This window comes from Burkholderia cenocepacia (assembly GCF_900446215.1).
Classification (GTDB): Bacteria; Pseudomonadota; Gammaproteobacteria; order Burkholderiales; family Burkholderiaceae; genus Burkholderia; species Burkholderia cenocepacia.
The window spans coordinates 285206-299856 of the sequence record NZ_UAQZ01000014.1; the positions used below are offsets into that span (position 1 = coordinate 285206).

General features: G+C 68.1%; 12 protein-coding genes. 3 read left to right on the forward strand and 9 right to left on the reverse strand.

Features of this window, described 5'->3' with window-relative positions; translation table 11 throughout:
* Positions 1 to 96: 96 nt before the first annotated feature.
* Positions 97 to 2721, reverse strand: coding sequence for an alanine--tRNA ligase (gene alaS / locus DTA15_RS28025; RefSeq protein ID WP_006489675.1), 2625 nt, complete (start codon positions 2719 to 2721; stop codon positions 97 to 99).
* Positions 2722 to 2964: 243 nt separating this feature from the next.
* Here alaS and DTA15_RS28035 point away from each other — a divergent pair, with 243 nt between their 5' ends.
* Complete coding sequence (locus DTA15_RS28035; RefSeq protein WP_006489673.1) at positions 2965 to 4185, forward strand: CaiB/BaiF CoA transferase family protein; 1221 nt, start codon at positions 2965 to 2967, stop codon at positions 4183 to 4185.
* Between the two features lie 33 nt (positions 4186 to 4218).
* Here DTA15_RS28035 and DTA15_RS28040 read toward each other — a convergent pair whose 3' ends face one another.
* Both DTA15_RS28040 and DTA15_RS28045 read right to left on the reverse strand, forming a co-directional pair.
* Complete coding sequence (locus DTA15_RS28040) at positions 4219 to 4767, reverse strand: RBBP9/YdeN family alpha/beta hydrolase (RefSeq protein WP_006489670.1); 549 nt, start codon at positions 4765 to 4767, stop codon at positions 4219 to 4221.
* Positions 4768 to 4958: 191 nt separating this feature from the next.
* Positions 4959 to 5168 (reverse strand): YMGG-like glycine zipper-containing protein, encoded by a 210-nt coding sequence (locus DTA15_RS28045; protein WP_006497729.1) that lies wholly within the window; start codon positions 5166 to 5168, stop codon positions 4959 to 4961.
* Between the two features lie 253 nt (positions 5169 to 5421).
* Here DTA15_RS28045 and DTA15_RS28050 point away from each other — a divergent pair, with 253 nt between their 5' ends.
* Positions 5422 to 7131, forward strand: coding sequence for a glutamine--tRNA ligase/YqeY domain fusion protein (locus DTA15_RS28050; RefSeq protein ID WP_006482253.1), 1710 nt, complete (start codon positions 5422 to 5424; stop codon positions 7129 to 7131).
* Between the two features lie 134 nt (positions 7132 to 7265).
* Here DTA15_RS28050 and DTA15_RS28055 read toward each other — a convergent pair whose 3' ends face one another.
* The 3 genes from DTA15_RS28055 to DTA15_RS28065 form a co-directional block, all read right to left on the reverse strand.
* Positions 7266 to 7739, reverse strand: coding sequence for an NUDIX hydrolase (locus tag DTA15_RS28055; RefSeq protein WP_006482252.1), 474 nt, complete (start codon positions 7737 to 7739; stop codon positions 7266 to 7268).
* Positions 7740 to 7747: 8 nt separating this feature from the next.
* Positions 7748 to 8134, reverse strand: coding sequence for an RT0821/Lpp0805 family surface protein (locus DTA15_RS28060; protein ID WP_006482251.1), 387 nt, complete (start codon positions 8132 to 8134; stop codon positions 7748 to 7750).
* A gap of 109 nt (positions 8135 to 8243) precedes the next feature.
* A complete protein-coding gene (locus DTA15_RS28065) occupies positions 8244 to 9593 on the reverse strand; it encodes a cytochrome-c peroxidase (RefSeq protein ID WP_020979792.1) in 1350 nt (449 codons plus the stop codon).
* A gap of 222 nt (positions 9594 to 9815) precedes the next feature.
* Between DTA15_RS28065 and DTA15_RS28070 the strand changes: the two genes are divergently transcribed.
* Positions 9816 to 11402 carry an acid phosphatase gene (locus tag DTA15_RS28070; RefSeq protein ID WP_006490385.1) on the forward strand — a complete coding sequence of 529 codons (1587 nt, stop codon included), beginning with the start codon at positions 9816 to 9818 and terminating at the stop codon, positions 11400 to 11402.
* A gap of 109 nt (positions 11403 to 11511) precedes the next feature.
* On the opposite strand, the gene DTA15_RS28075 is transcribed toward DTA15_RS28070, so the two are convergent.
* From DTA15_RS28075 to DTA15_RS28085, 3 genes are read right to left on the reverse strand one after another with little or no spacing between them, the layout of a single operon-like run.
* The gene (locus DTA15_RS28075; protein WP_012492532.1) at positions 11512 to 13017 is read right to left on the reverse strand and encodes an alginate export family protein; all 1506 of its coding nucleotides are present in this window, start codon (positions 13015 to 13017) and stop codon (positions 11512 to 11514) included.
* A complete protein-coding gene (locus DTA15_RS28080; RefSeq protein ID WP_006497734.1) occupies positions 13014 to 13715 on the reverse strand; it encodes a YoaK family protein in 702 nt (233 codons plus the stop codon). The genes DTA15_RS28075 and DTA15_RS28080 overlap by 4 nt, the downstream gene beginning before the upstream one ends.
* Positions 13712 to 14626, reverse strand: a complete 915-nt coding sequence (locus tag DTA15_RS28085; protein WP_006482679.1) for a hypothetical protein — start codon at positions 14624 to 14626, stop codon at positions 13712 to 13714. Before DTA15_RS28085 ends, DTA15_RS28080 begins: the two co-directional genes overlap by 4 nt.
* Between the last annotated feature and the right edge of the window lie 25 nt (positions 14627 to 14651).

The following is a 14651-nucleotide window of genomic DNA, read 5'->3' on the forward strand; positions in this document are numbered from 1 at the left end:
ACAAACGAAACGACCCGACCGGCGCCTGCCGATCGGGTCGTTTTTCGATTCACGCGATGCCGTCAGGGCGACGGCATCGCATCGGTCGTGCAACGATCAGAGCCGTTCTTCGACCCAGCCCTTCACGCCGGCCAGCGCGCCCGGCAGGTTCGCCGGCTCGGTGCCGCCTGCCTGCGCCATGTCCGGACGGCCGCCGCCCTTGCCGCCGACCTGCTGCGCGACGAAGTTCACGAGCTCGCCGGCCTTGACCTTCTTGCTCGCGTCCGGCGTGACGCCCGCGATCAGGCTGACCTTGCCGCCTTCGACGGCCGCCAGCACGATCGCCGCGCTCTTCAGCTTGTCCTTCAGCTTGTCGACCGTTTCGCGCAGCGTCTTCGCGTCGGCGCCGTCGAGCGTCGCGGCCAGCACGTACACGCCGCCGATCTCGACGGCCTGCTGCGCGAGCTCGTCGCCCTGGCTCGACGCGAGCTTCGACTTCAGCGCGCCCAGTTCCTTCTCGAGCGACTTCACCTGGTCCTGCACCTGCGCGATGCGCTGCGTGAGTTCCGACGGCTGCGCCTTCAGCGCCGCGGCCGCTTCGTTCACGCGTGCGTCGAGTTCCTGCACATAGCGCACCGCGTTGTCGCCGGTGATCGCCTCGACCCGGCGGATGCCGGCCGCGACGCCGCCTTCGACGACGATCTTGAACAGGCCGATGTCGCCGGTGCGGTGCACGTGCGTGCCGCCGCACAGTTCGCGCGAGAAGCCGAGGTCGAGCACGCGCACTTCGTCGCCGTACTTCTCGCCGAACAGCGCCATCGCGCCGCCCTTCACCGCTTCGTCGTACGGCATCACGCGCACGATGCCCGGCGCGTTCGCCAGGATCTCGTTGTTGACGATCTGCTCGACGCGACGGATTTCGTCGTCGGTCATCGGTGCGTTGTGCGCGAAGTCGAAGCGGGTCTTTTCCGCGTCGACGAGCGAACCCTTCTGCTGCACGTGCGCGCCGAGCACTTCGCGCAGCGCCTTGTGCATCAGGTGGGTGGCCGAGTGGTTGCGCTGCGTGCGCGCGCGGCGCTGCGCGTCGATTTCCGCGCGCAGCACGTCGCCGACCTTCAGCGTGCCCTGCTCCAGCGTGCCGTGGTGGCCGATCACGTCGGCCTGCACCTTCAGCGTGTCGGCCACCGCGAAGCGCGTCGCGGCGTTCGCGAGCACGCCCTGGTCGCCCACCTGGCCGCCCGATTCCGCGTAGAACGGCGTGTGGTCGAGCACGACGACCGCATCCTGGCCGGCCTTCACTTCGTTGACGGCCGAGCCGTCGACGTACAGCGCGACGACCTTCGCGTCGTCGAACGCGATTTCCTCGTAACCGTGGAAGGTGGTCTTCGCGCCCGAGTATTCGAGGCCCTGCGTGGCCTTGAACTTGCCGGCCGCGCGCGCCTGCTCGCGCTGACGCGCCATCGCGTCGTCGAACGCCGGCTCGTCGACCGTCATCCCGCGCTCGCGGCACACGTCGGCCGTCAGGTCCAGCGGGAAGCCGTAGGTATCGTGCAGCTTGAACGCGAGTTCGCCGTCGAGCACCTTGCCGCCCTTCGCGTCGACGTCGGCCAGCGCGGCCTCGAGGATCGACATGCCGTGCTCGATCGTCTCGAAGAAGCGCTCCTCTTCCTGGCGCAGCACGTCGGTCACGCGCTGTTCGGCTTCCTTCAGCTCCGGGTAGGCGGTGCCCATCTCGGCGACGAGGTCGGCCACCAGCTTGTGGAAGAACGCGCCCTTGCGGCCCAGCTTGTAGCCGTGGCGGATCGCGCGGCGCACGATCCGGCGCAGCACGTAGCCGCGACCTTCGTTGCCGGGAATCACGCCGTCGACGATCAGGAACGAGCACGCGCGGATGTGATCGGCGATCACCTTCAGCGAGTTGTTCGTGAGGTCGCTGATCTCGGTCACGCGCGCGGCGGCCTTGATCAGGTTCTGGAACAGGTCGATCTCGTAGTTGCTGTGCACGTGCTGCAGCACCGCGGCGAGACGCTCGAGGCCCATGCCGGTGTCGACCGACTGCTTCGGCAGGCGCGTCATGTTGCCCTGCGCGTCGCGGTTGAACTGCATGAACACGAGGTTCCAGATCTCGATGTAGCGGTCGCCGTCTTCCTCGGGCGACCCCGGCGGCCCGCCCCACACGTCCGGGCCGTGGTCGTAGAAGATCTCGGTACACGGGCCGCACGGGCCGGTGTCGCCCATCGTCCAGAAGTTGTCCGATGCGTAGCGCGCGCCCTTGTTGTCGCCGATCCGGATGATCCGCTCGGTCGGCACGCCGACTTCCTTCGCCCAGATGTCGTATGCCTCGTCGTCTTCCTGGTAGACGGTGACCCACAGTTTTTCCTTCGGCAGCTGGTAGACCGCGGTCAGCAGCTCCCACGCGAACTTGATCGCGTCGTGCTTGAAGTAGTCGCCGAACGAGAAGTTGCCGAGCATCTCGAAGAACGTGTGGTGGCGCGCCGTGTAGCCGACGTTCTCGAGGTCGTTGTGCTTGCCGCCCGCGCGCACGCTGCGCTGCGCCGTCGTGGCGCGCGAGTACGGGCGCGGGTCCGTGCCGAGGAAGACGTCCTTGAACTGGACCATGCCCGAGTTCGTGAACATCAGCGTGGGGTCGTTACCGGGCACGAGGCTCGACGAGCGGACGATCGTGTGGCCCTTCGATTCGAAGAATTTGAGGAATTTCTCGCGGATTTCGGCAGCTTTCATGGCGTGCGGGGACAGTCTGGCAAAGACGGCTTCAAACGCCGGCGCCCCAGGCGGGGCGCGCGGCGGCATGGATTCGGAAACGATCGATTATACGATACAGACCGCCCGCCCAAGCGGCGGCGGCCCGCTGCGCCGGACGACCGGCCTGGGCCACCCGCGCGGCCGATTCGCCTTAAGATGCTCGGCATGCCAATCGGCCTTGCCCGGCAAGGCAGGCCAGCCATGAAAGGAGACGATTCGACGATGGGTGCCCTGAGCCATATCCGCGTGCTGGACCTCACCCGCGTGCTCGCGGGCCCGTGGTGCGCGCAGACCCTTGCCGATTTCGGCGCGGACGTGATCAAGGTCGAGCGCCCGGGCGCCGGCGACGACACGCGCCACTGGGGGCCGCCGTACCTGAAGGACGCGGACGGCGCGGATACCGCCGAGGCCGCGTACTACCTCGCGGCGAACCGCAACAAGCGCTCGGTGACGATCGACATCGCGACGCCCGAGGGCCAGCGGATCGTGCGCGAGCTCGCCGCGCAGAGCGACGTCGTGCTCGAGAACTACAAGGTCGGTCAGTTGAAGAAATACGGGCTCGACCACGACGCGCTGCGCGCGGTGAAGCCCGATCTCGTCTACTGCTCGGTCACCGGCTTCGGCCAGACCGGCCCGTACGCGCACCGCGCGGGCTACGACTTCATCGTGCAGGGGATCGGCGGCTTCATGAGCATCACCGGCGAGCGCGACGGCGAGCCGGGCGGCGGCCCGCAGAAGGCCGGCGTCGCGATCGCCGATCTCGCGACCGGCCTCTATTCGACGATCGCCGTGCTCGCCGCGCTCGCGCACCGCGACCGCACGGGCGAAGGCCAGTACATCGACATGGCGCTGCTCGACGTGCAGGTCGCGCTGCTGGCGAACATGAACACCAACTTCCTCGCGAGCGGCAAGCCGCCGGTGCGCTGGGGCAACGCGCATCCGAACATCGTGCCGTACCAGACGTTCCAGACGAGCGACGGCTGGATCATCGTCGCGGTCGGCAACGACGGGCAGTTCCGCAAGTTCGTCGAAGCCGGCGGCCGGCCCGAGCTGGCCGACGACGAGCGCTTCGCGACGAACCCGTCGCGCGTGCGCCATCGCGACACGCTGGTGCCGATCCTCGCGGAAATGGTGAAGGCGCGCGGCAAGGCCGACTGGATCGGCGCACTCGAAGCGGCCGGCGTGCCGTGCGGGCCGATCAACGATCTCGACGAGGTGTTCGACAACGAGCAGGTGGTCGCGCGCGGGATGCAGGTAGCGCTGCCGCACCCGTGCGGCGCGGACGTGAAGCTCGTGCGCAACCCGATCCGGATGAGCGCGACGCCGCCGGACGCACGCACCGCCCCGCCGCTGCTCGGCGCGCAGACGGAAGAGGTGCTGCGCGACATGCTCGGCTACGACGACGAGCGAATTGCCGCGCTGAAGGCGAAACAGGCGATCTGACGCGTCAGGCTCGCGCGGCGGCGAACGGCCCGGCTAGCGCGCGAGCGCGTCGAGCCAGCCGCGTGCGGCCGGCCAGTCGCCGAGCCCGCTGTCGGCGTTGATGTGGCCGCGCGGGCCGATGTCGCGGAACGCGCTGCCCCACGCATGCGCGCAGCCGCGTGCGAACGCGAGCGAACCGTACGGATCGTCGCTGCTCGCGACGACGCAGGTCGGAAACGGCAATCGCTCGTGCGGCACCGGGCCGAAGCCGTGCGCGTCGACCGGGAACGCCGGCCCCGCGGGATCGGGCAATGCGACGAGCAGCGCGCCGCGCACTTTCGCGAGCGCGGCCGGGCGTGCGTAGCGGGTCGCCCACCAAGCGGTGGTCAGCGTACCGAGGCTGTGGCCGGCGATCAGCACGGGCCCGCGCGCGGCTTCGACCGCCCGGTCGAGCGCGAGACACCAGCCGTTGCGGAACGCACGGTCCCAGTCGGGCATCGCGACCCGCGAGAAGCGCGCGTCGGCGCGCTCCCAACGGCTCTGCCAGTGAAGCGGGCCCGAATTGGCGTAGCCCGGCAAGACGAAAACGACGGAGTCGGTCATGGAAGGGTTGGTCGACGAATGGAATCGTGTTGTAGCGTCGACGCAGTGTCGCACACCCGCCTCTCCCTGATGGTGCCTGTCGAAATCCGGGGGATGTGCGTGACGTTCGTGCGGGTCGTGATGCACTCAGGCAGGCGTCACGACCGGCCGGCATGCGTGGCGCCCGCGTCGCGGGCGCCTGCCGGCGGGGATCAGCGGACGCCGGCGCCGACCAGGCCGCCTGCCGCCGCGCCGGCCACCGTGCCGACCGGGCCGCCCGTGATCAGGTAGCCGAGCGCGCCGCCCGCGGCCGCGCCGATCCCGGCATTGCGTTGCGTATGCGTCATCGCGCATGCGCCGAGTTGCGACAGGGCCGCGACGATCACCGCGGTACGAACGAGAAAAGTGGTCTTCTTCATCATGATTATTGGCTTCCTCCCGCCACGCAAAAATTGCGAATGGCGGCATTGAATCGGTAAAGCCATCATAGGAAAACCCGAACGGCGCCGGCAATCCGATTTACGTCGTGTTACAGCCGACACACACTCGATATATTGCGGTACGCATCGCGAACGGACGGCGCCGGACCGGCAGGCCGCGCGGGACGCACCCCGGTCAGGTAGAATTACAGGATTAAACCGGCGCGACGCGCCGACACAACCTGACGCCAACCGCATGAGCACCGAACGCAACGACGCCCCCGCGGCTTCCAATTTCATCCGTAACATCATCGACGACGACAACCGCACCGGCAAATGGGGCGGCCGCGTCGAGACGCGCTTCCCGCCCGAGCCGAACGGCTATCTGCACATCGGTCACGCGAAGAGCATCTGCCTGAACTTCAGCGTCGCGCGCGACTACGGCGGCGTGTGCCACCTGCGCTTCGACGACACGAACCCGGAAAAGGAAAGCGTCGAATACGTCGACTCGATCGTCGACGCGGTGCGCTGGCTCGGCTTCGACTGGCGCAAGGACGCGGTCGATCATCAGTATTTCGCGAGCGACTACTACGACAAGCTGTACGAGTTCGCCGAGCTGCTGATCAAGCGTGGCAAGGCGTACGTCGACAGCCAGAGCGCCGACGAAATGCGCGCGAACCGCGGCTCGCTGACCGAGGGCGGCAAGCCGTCGCCGTTCCGCGAGCGCACGCCGGAAGAGAACCTCGACCTGTTCCGCCGGATGAAGGCCGGCGAGTTCAAGGAAGGCGAGCACGTGCTGCGCGCGAAGATCGACATGGCGTCGCCGAACATGAACATGCGCGACCCGGTGATCTACCGGATCCGCTACGCGCACCACTACCGCACCGGCGACGCATGGTGCGTGTATCCGATGTACGACTACACGCACTGCATCTCGGATGCGCTCGAAGGCATCACGCATTCGCTGTGCACGCTCGAATTCGAGGATCACCGCCCGCTGTACGACTGGGTGCTGAACGAACTCGCGGAAGCCGGCGTGTTCACGCGCCCGCTGCCGCAACAGATCGAATTCTCGCGGCTGAACCTCACGTACGCGATCACCAGCAAGCGCAAGCTGCTGCAACTCGTCACCGAAGGCCACGTCGACGGCTGGGACGACCCGCGGATGCCGACGATCGTCGGCGTGCGCCGCCGCGGCTTCACGCCGGAGAGCATCCACCTGTTCTGCGAGCGGATCGGCGTGACGAAGATCGATTCGTGGATCGACATGAGCATCTTCGAAGGCGCGCTGCGCGACGACCTCGACGACAAGGCGGCGCGCACGGTCGCGGTGCTCGATCCGCTGAAGCTCGTGATCGACAACTATCCGGAAGACCTCGAGGAAGCGTGCACGGCGCCCGTGCATCCGCACCATCCGGACCGCGGCGTGCGCACGTTCCCGATCTCGCGCGAACTGTGGATCGAGCGCGAGGATTTCGTCGAAAATCCGCCGAAGGGCTATTTCCGCCTGTTCCCGGGCAACAAGGTCCGCCTGCGCTACGGCTACGTGATCGAATGCACGGGCTTCGACAAGGACGCCGACGGCAACGTGACGGCCGTGCACTGCAACTACTTCCCGGACAGCAAGTCGGGCACCGAAGGCGCGAACACGTACAAGGTCAAGGGCAACATCCACTGGGTCAGCGCGAAGCACGCGCAGCCGGCCGAAGTGCGGATCTACGACCGCCTGTTCAAGGAGCCGCACCCGGACGCGGGCGGCGCGAACTTCCTCGAGGCGCTGAACCCCGATTCGAAGAAGATCGTGCAGGCGTACCTCGAGCCGGGCAACGGCGACGTCGCGCCGGAAACGCGCCTGCAGTTCGAGCGCCACGGCTACTTCGTTGCAGACCGTGTCGATTCGAAGCCGGGCAAGCCGGTGTTCAACCGGATCGTCGGGCTGCGCGACAGCTGGGGCAAGCCGGCCTGACGGCCTGCTCTGCGCGGTAGCGCGCGGCCCGCAAGCCGCCGCTGCCTCGGCATGAAAAAACCGGCTCCAGGGCCGGTTTTTTCATGGGCGCGTGCCGAAGAACGGCAGGCGAAAACGGAAGCCGCGGCGCCCGTTCACGCGCCCGACAACCGCCGATGCAAGTCCGCCAGCGACAGCTTCGTGCGAAACAGCCGCGCGAGACTGCGGCTCGCATAGGTGTCGATGTCGCCCGGCACGGTCCAGCGGTACGCGTCCATCTCGGGAATCATCGAGCCGTCGCGACGGCTCGGAAACAGCGACGTGCACGTGCAGTGCGCGGGATCGATTTCGCCGTCGGCCACCTGCACCGCGAACAGGTGCAGGTCCTTGTCGTGCCGGTACGCGAAGCGGCCGAGATCGAGCAACCGCGCCGGCGCGAACGCGATGCCGGTTTCCTCCCGCAGTTCGCGCAGCGCGGCGTCGGCCGGCGTCTCGCCCGGTTCGCCCTGCCCCTTCGGGATGTCCCAGTGCGTGGTGTCCGTCGCATGCGCGAGGAACACGCGGCCGGCCGCATCGAGGATCACGACGCCGCACGATACCGTGCGCGGCGCGCCGCCCCGCTTCGTCATGCGCGTGCTCAGCGCTTCTGCAGCTGCCACTTGCCCGCGGCCGTCTTGCAATAGACGGGCTTGAGCGTCATCGTCTGGCCCTTCGCGGTGATTTCGGTCGCGACTTCGCGGCAGGTCTTGCCGTCCGCCTCGGTCGTGCTCGGCGTGAGCTTCGCGTCGATCTGCGTGCCGCGGCCGCTGCTCTGCCACGTCGTGGTTTCGCCGTCCTTGCCTTCGTCGCGCGCCTGCACGACTGCCTTGGAAAGCGACGCGCGGTCGGTCTTGCTGAAATAGCTGATCGGCGTGTCGTTCAGGAAGTTCAGGTTGTTCTGCGCGTGGGCGGGCAGCATCGCGGCTGCGCACGCGGCGCCGGCCAGCACGCGCGTGACGACGGAAAGGGATGCACGCATCGACATGTTTTTCTCCTTGGATGTTCGATCGAAAGGCGCGGTGCATGCCGGCGAACCGGCACGCACCGCGCCCGTCAGCGAGCGAGCATAGCATGCGTGCTGCGATGAAGGCCTTCTAGGGCTTGGCGGCGACGGCCGTTTGCTGATATCCGTCAGTCAGCGTGCCCAGGAACGCGATCACGTCCTTGATCTCGGCCGCATTCAGCGCCGGCTGGTCGCCGCGCTTGCGGTCGAACGGCGCTTCGCGGTTGATGTTCGGCCAGTAGCGCTTCGGCAGGTCGTCGTAGATCTGCACCTTGCCGTGCACGACCGGGTAGAACTTCTCCGGATGGATGTCGCGTTCGACGTAGAAGCGCATCACGTCCTCGAGCGAGTGATACACGCCGTTGTGGAAGAACGTCTTGCGCAGCGCGACGTTGCGCAGCGACGGCGTGCGGAACAGCCCGCAGAATTCGTCGCGCCCCTTCAGGTCGGTGCGTTCGGGACCGCAGGCGCCGAGATCGTAAAAGCGCGGGTCGCGATTGACCGGCAGCGCGCGGTTGCGCGGCACCGCGATCGCGATCAGCCCGAAATCGCTGAACTGCGGCGGGCCGCCTTCGAGCGTGCGCTGGCTGATGTGGCAGCTCGCGCAATTGCCCTTCTTCTCGTCGTTGAACAGCTGCAGCCCGTGCAACTCGGCGGGTGTGAGCTGCGCGTGGCCGGCCAGATATGCGTCGTATTTGCTCGTGTACGGATCGAACAGCGCCGGCTGCTGCTGGAATGCATCGAGCGCGCGCAGCACCGCATCGAACGTCGCCCGGTCGTCGCCGAGCACCTGGTCGCCGAACGCCTTGCGGAACGCGTCGGCATACGGCGCGGCGCGGACCGCCTTCGCGACCCGCGCAGGCGAGCTGCTCATCTCGAACGGCGACAGGAGCGGAATGCGCGCCTGCGCATCGCGCGTATCGACGCGGCCGTCCCAGGTCAGCCCACCGGTCGGACCCGCGTCGACGCTTTCGTCGCCTTCGTCCGGCGAATCGTGGAAGTGCTCGCTGAACGGCGGGATGCCGCGCAGGTACTTCAGCGACGGCACCGCGCGAAAGCCGGTACGGTGCATGTCGTCGCCGCCCAACTGCACCGACAGCGCGTTCGGCGGCCCGAACGCATGCTCGGCGCTATGGCACGACGCGCAAGCGAGCTTGCCGGACCCGGACAGCGACGGATCGAAGAACAGCTGCTTGCCGAGCGCCGTCATCTGCTTCACGCCCTCGAACACCTGCGCGCGCGTCTGCGGCTGGCGAGCCGGCGCGACCGCCGGGGCGGCCGGAGCAGCCTGCGCCGCCGGGACGACGGACGCGGCCGACGCGGTCGTGCCGGGCTGCGCGTCGCAACCGGCGAGCGCGGCGAGCGCGCCAGCCACCGCGAGCGTCGCCGCGGCGGGGACCAGCGACCGCGCGAACGCGAAGGATTTCAGAAAGGTGTGCATCGTCGTTGTTCTGGTAGCGGTGGGCAATCGGCCGGAGCTTATGTCAGTTCCGTGACCGTTGGATGACGTTCAACCGACAGTCAATTGAAAGCGTCCCTACACCCGGCTGTCAAATCGGTTCCAGATAATGCGCGCAGCCGGGCGGTACCGCGAGGTTCGCGCGCCGGCCCTCCGCCACCCGGTTCCCACACGCGACCAACGACGAATGAGAGAGAACATCGCATGAAGAAGCACGCCTGGATTCGCTACACGCCGATCGCCCTTGCGGCCGCGCTCAGCCTGACCGCCTGCGGCGGCGACGACGTGACGCAGCAGGGCCTGTCGGCCGTCAAGAACGTCGTCGTGATCTACGCGGAAAATCGCAGCTTCGACAACCTGTACGGCAACTTCCCGGGCGCCAACGGTCTGCAGAACGCGACGGCCGCGAATTCGGTGCAGAAGGACCGCGACGGCTCGACGATGGCGACGCTGCCGAAGATCTGGGGCGGCCTGACCGCGACCGGCATCACGCCGGCGGTGACCGAGGCGATGACGGCGAACCTGCCGAACGCGCCGTTCGCGATCGACGATCCGAACGGCTTCAACCAGTCGATGAGCATCGCGACGCGCGACATCGTGCACCGCTTCTACCAGGACCAGATGCAGATCAACGGCGGCAAGAACGACATGTACGCCGCATGGACCGACGCGGGCGGCCTGACGATGGGCCACTACACGGCCGATCCGTCGAAGCTGCCGCTGTGGAAGATCGCGCAGCAGTACGTGCTCGCCGACAACTTCTTCATGGGCGCGTTCGGCGGCTCGTTCCTGAACCACCAGTACCTGATCTGCGCGTGCGCGCCGTACTACCCGAACGCCGACAAGAGCCCGGCGGCCGGCAAGATCGCCGTGCTGAACGCCGACGGCAAGTCGCTGAAGGTCGCGACGAACTCGCCGGCTTCCGCGCTGAGCGGGCCGCCGAAGTTCGTCAATGACGGCGCGCTGACGCCGGACTTCTACGGCATCAACACGATGCAGCCGGCGTATCAGCCGAGCGGCAACAAGGCGGCCGCGGGCGGCGATCCGCTGCTGGCCGACCCGGCCAATCCGTCGACGATGCCGCCGCAGACGGCGACCAACATCGGCGACCTGATGACCAACGCGGGCGTGTCGTGGGCGTGGTATGGCGGCGCGTGGGGCCAGGCGCTGCAGGCGAGCCAGAACGGCACGTCGAACGTGATCTACGGCGCCGACCTGTCGACGCCGAACTTCCAGCCGCACCACCAACCGTTCAACTATTTCGCGAACCAGGCGCCGGGCACCGCGAGCCGCGCGCAGCACCTGCTCGACGGCGGCGCGAACGGCGCGGAGTTCATCAAGGCAATCGACGCGGGCACGCTGCCGCAGGTCGCGTTCTACAAGCCGCAAGGCAACCTGAACGAGCACCCGGGCTACACGGACGTCACGTCCGGCGACCAGCACATCGCCGATGTGATCGCGCACCTGCAGGCCAGCCCGCAGTGGAAGAACATGGTCGTGGTCGTCACGTACGACGAAAACGGCGGCTTCTGGGATCACGCCGCGCCGCCGACCGCCGACCGCTGGGGCCCGGGCACCCGCATTCCGGCGCTGATCGTGTCGCCGTTCGCGAAGAAGGGCTTCGTCGACCACACGCAGTACGACACGGGTTCGATCCTGCGCTTCATCACGCGCCGCTTCTCGCTGCCGCGCCTCGCCGGCCTGCAGCAACGCGACGACGCGCTGAAGGCGAACGGCGCCCAGCCGATGGGCGACCTGACGAACGCGCTCGCGCTGTCGCCGAACCTGTAATCGCATCGCGGTCACCGCGAACGAGCCGGCGGCGATGCCGGCTCCGAACGAACGAAGGGCGGCCTCCTGGCCGCCCTTGTTCATGGGTCCGCGTGACCGCGCGCTTGCCTTACCAGCCGTACTTCAGCTCGACGCCGACGTAGTCGGCGTTGTGCCCGCCCGCCTGCCGGATCGCATCGCCGACCTGGAAATGCACGGCCTCGAGCGCGCCGATCAGGTTCGCGGCGATCGTCCAGTCCGCACGCAGCTGCACGTACATCCCCGTCCACAACCCGCCCTTGCCCGCGGTGCCCGGCACGACCGCATTGCCCTGCTGGTAGACGGCGTCGCCGGTCGTCTCGCGCCACTGGAAGCCGAGCGCGCCGAGCAGCGACAGGTTCGGCGACGGCTTCAGCGTCACGGACGGCTTCACGTGGATCAGGTTCGAGTAGCCGGTGTAGCCGGCGAGCGTGAAGTAGTAGCCGTTCGGAAACAGCGGATTGAACGTGCCGATCCGGCCATCGCGCGGATGCCGGTCGCCCGACGCCGCGTCGACCTGCAGCGCGATGCGCGGCGACCACGGCGCGTCGAGCCGGTAGCCGGCGATCGAACCGACGGCCCATGCGGCGATCGTGTCGTTGCCGACCGTGCCGGTCTGCAGCATCGTTTCGAGGTCCCAGTCGAAGCGGCCGTGCGTGCCCGTGTAGCGGACGTCCCACACGTCGCGATGCTCGGGGCCGCTCGCGTCGAGGAAACGCCCGTGGCCGCGGTTGTAGCGCGACCAGTAGCCGGACAGATCGCCCGGCCCGACCGACTGCCGCTCGAAGCGCACGCCACTGAACGTGAGATCGCGATTCGACACGTCGTCGAACGTGGACGCGGTACGGTTCTGCACCGGCTGCGTCGCATACGCGATGAAGCGCCACTTCCGATACTCGTAGTCGACCCACACCGCATCGAACGCCTGCCGCACGTTCGGGCCGTCGCGCGCGGCGATGAAGCGCTGCAAGTCGAACGCCATCTCCTGACGGCCGACGCGGAACTTCAGCGTGCCGCCGCCGAGCGCGCCCGTGTAGGTCGCGAACGCCTGTTCGAGATCGAGCGGATTGCGGTCGACCGGCGCGATCGTGTTCTTGCCGAACGCGCGCGCATCCTGCAACTGCACGAAGAACTGCCAGTGCCGGCCGAGATGCGCATCGGCATGCACTTCGACGCGCTGGATCAGGTACGTATCCGATTGCGCGGCGCCGATGCCGAACAGCGGCGCGTCGTTGGTTTCGAGCCGCTCGCGCAGGTTCACGCCGAGCGACAGATAGGAGGACGGATCGTTGCCGAGCGCAATGGCTTTCAGCCCGTCGAGCGGCGCGCGCGGCACACAGGGATTCGCGAGCACCGACCAGTCTTCCTGCCAGCGGTTGAACAGGACGGCGGGACGCTTGGCCGGGCACGTCGATGCGCTGGTGGCGGCGGGCGCCGAGGCCGATGACGCGCTCGATGTCGGCGTCGACGCCGACGCGGCTGCCGTTTCCGCGAACGCCGCGTCGGCGCCCGAGAGCATCAATCCCGCGACGATCGACACGCGCGCGGCCCGCTCGAAGTGGCGGCCGCGGCGCCCGCTTCGCCGACGCTCGATCATGCGGGCTCCCGCGGGGTCGTGCCGGCCGCTGGCGACGCCGCCCCCAGCGCCAGCGCCGCCAGCGCACCGACGGGCGCGAGCAATGCAAGAAACCCGACCGCGCGAAACCCGAGCGCGCCGCATGCCGCGCCGAGCGCGAACGCGACGATCGCCGGCAGCATCTTCGCGAAGCGCGCCCGCGCCGTCGCACGCGCGCTGTCCGCCGTGCCGGGCGACAGCATGTCGACGGCATCGAGGATCGCCTGCGTCACGTTGCCCGTCATCACCGTGTTCGGCACGCCGCCCGCGCGCGCGATCACGCGCGGATGCGCATTCTGCACGCCCATCGCGAACGTGCCGACGATGCCGGCCACGAGCGCCGGCAGGCTGTCCGGTTGCGTGACGGGCGTCGCCCACACGCCGGCCGCGCAGAACCCGAGCAGCAGCACGGCCTGCACCGCGTGCAGCATGCGCGTGCCCTGCCAGGCCGGCCGCGCGGCCATCGACCGCGCGATCAGGCTGCTCGCGATCACGCCGCACACGAACGCAGGAAACACGCTGAGCTTCAGCACGACGCCCTGGCCGAAGCCCGCGATGCCCGCGCCGATCAGCACGAAGTTGCCGGTGACGTGCGCGGTGAACAGCCCGAACAGCGCGACGAAGCTCAGCGTGTCGACGAAGCCGGCCACCGCGGCAAGGATCGTATCCTCGTGCTTCATCGCGCCGCGCTCGCGTGGATCTCGGCGACGTAGCCGCCCGGAAACTGCACGAGCGCCGCGTCGCGGCCGTCCGACGTGAAGGCCGGCACGAGCACCGTCACGCCCGCGGCCTGTGCCTGCTTCAGCGTCGCGGCGAGATCGGCCACTTCGTAGCCGGTCATCTCGCGGCCGAACGGGTAAGGCAGGTGACCATCGGTCACGAGCACGGTCATCTTGCCGAAGCCCGATTCGATGCGAATGCGGCGGTACGTGTCGTTCGGCCGGCCGATTTCAATGCCCGGCGCCTTCAGGTCGTCGGACACCACCTTGCCCTTCGAGAACTTGACGAAATCGTGCACGAACTTGCGTACGCTCTGCGGCGACACGTACACGCGATTCTCGGGGATGGTCTGCAACGCGTCGTAGTGCGGCGCCTGGGTATGCCAGTAGAGCTGCATCTTCACGTCGCCCGCCCACGCGATGATCGCGTCGCGGCCGATCGGATCGGGGAACGTGTCGACGATCACGTCGGCGCCGTGCTCGCGCGCGGATTTCACCGCGACATCCATGTCGGTCACGAGATAGCCGGTGCGTTCCGCGCAGAACGGATACGGAATCGGCGTCTTGAAGCCGAATACCGAGATCGTGCCGACCGGCGTGAGCACCAGCTGCGACATCGTCTGGCTCGGCGTCGGCGTGACCTGGAACACGCCCTGCTTCGACTTCTTGCCGCCGAACGTCGCGACGAAGCTGTCGGTGAAGCGGTCGAAGTCTTCCGGCGCGACGCACACGTGGGTCGTGTCGTACTGCGGACCGACCGCCACCGTCGGCGCGACCGCCGGCGGCACCGGCGGTTTCGCGAACGCCGCCGGCGCACCGGCAAGGCCGCCCGCGCACATCGCGGCGAGCAGCACTGAACGAATCGTTTTCATGAAAGGCTTTCCTGGTTGTTGCATC

What these genes read in the sequence shown, in the direction of transcription:
- DTA15_RS28075 (WP_012492532.1), bottom strand. Translation starts at nt 13,017, where the DNA reads ATGATCGAGCGTCGGCGAAGCGGGCGCCGCGGCCGCCACTTCGAGCGG.
- DTA15_RS28080 (WP_006497734.1), bottom strand. Translation starts at nt 13,715, where the DNA reads ATGAAGCACGAGGATACGATCCTTGCCGCGGTGGCCGGCTTCGTCGAC.
- DTA15_RS28070 (WP_006490385.1), top strand. Translation starts at nt 9,816, where the DNA reads ATGAAGAAGCACGCCTGGATTCGCTACACGCCGATCGCCCTTGCGGCC.
- DTA15_RS28040 (WP_006489670.1), bottom strand. Translation starts at nt 4,767, where the DNA reads ATGACCGACTCCGTCGTTTTCGTCTTGCCGGGCTACGCCAATTCGGGC.
- DTA15_RS28045 (WP_006497729.1), bottom strand. Translation starts at nt 5,168, where the DNA reads ATGATGAAGAAGACCACTTTTCTCGTTCGTACCGCGGTGATCGTCGCG.
- DTA15_RS28085 (WP_006482679.1), bottom strand. Translation starts at nt 14,626, where the DNA reads ATGAAAACGATTCGTTCAGTGCTGCTCGCCGCGATGTGCGCGGGCGGC.
- DTA15_RS28060 (WP_006482251.1), bottom strand. Translation starts at nt 8,134, where the DNA reads ATGTCGATGCGTGCATCCCTTTCCGTCGTCACGCGCGTGCTGGCCGGC.
- DTA15_RS28065 (WP_020979792.1), bottom strand. Translation starts at nt 9,593, where the DNA reads ATGCACACCTTTCTGAAATCCTTCGCGTTCGCGCGGTCGCTGGTCCCC.
- DTA15_RS28055 (WP_006482252.1), bottom strand. Translation starts at nt 7,739, where the DNA reads ATGACGAAGCGGGGCGGCGCGCCGCGCACGGTATCGTGCGGCGTCGTG.
- DTA15_RS28050 (WP_006482253.1), top strand. Translation starts at nt 5,422, where the DNA reads ATGAGCACCGAACGCAACGACGCCCCCGCGGCTTCCAATTTCATCCGT.
- DTA15_RS28035 (WP_006489673.1), top strand. Translation starts at nt 2,965, where the DNA reads ATGGGTGCCCTGAGCCATATCCGCGTGCTGGACCTCACCCGCGTGCTC.
- alaS (WP_006489675.1), bottom strand. Translation starts at nt 2,721, where the DNA reads ATGAAAGCTGCCGAAATCCGCGAGAAATTCCTCAAATTCTTCGAATCG.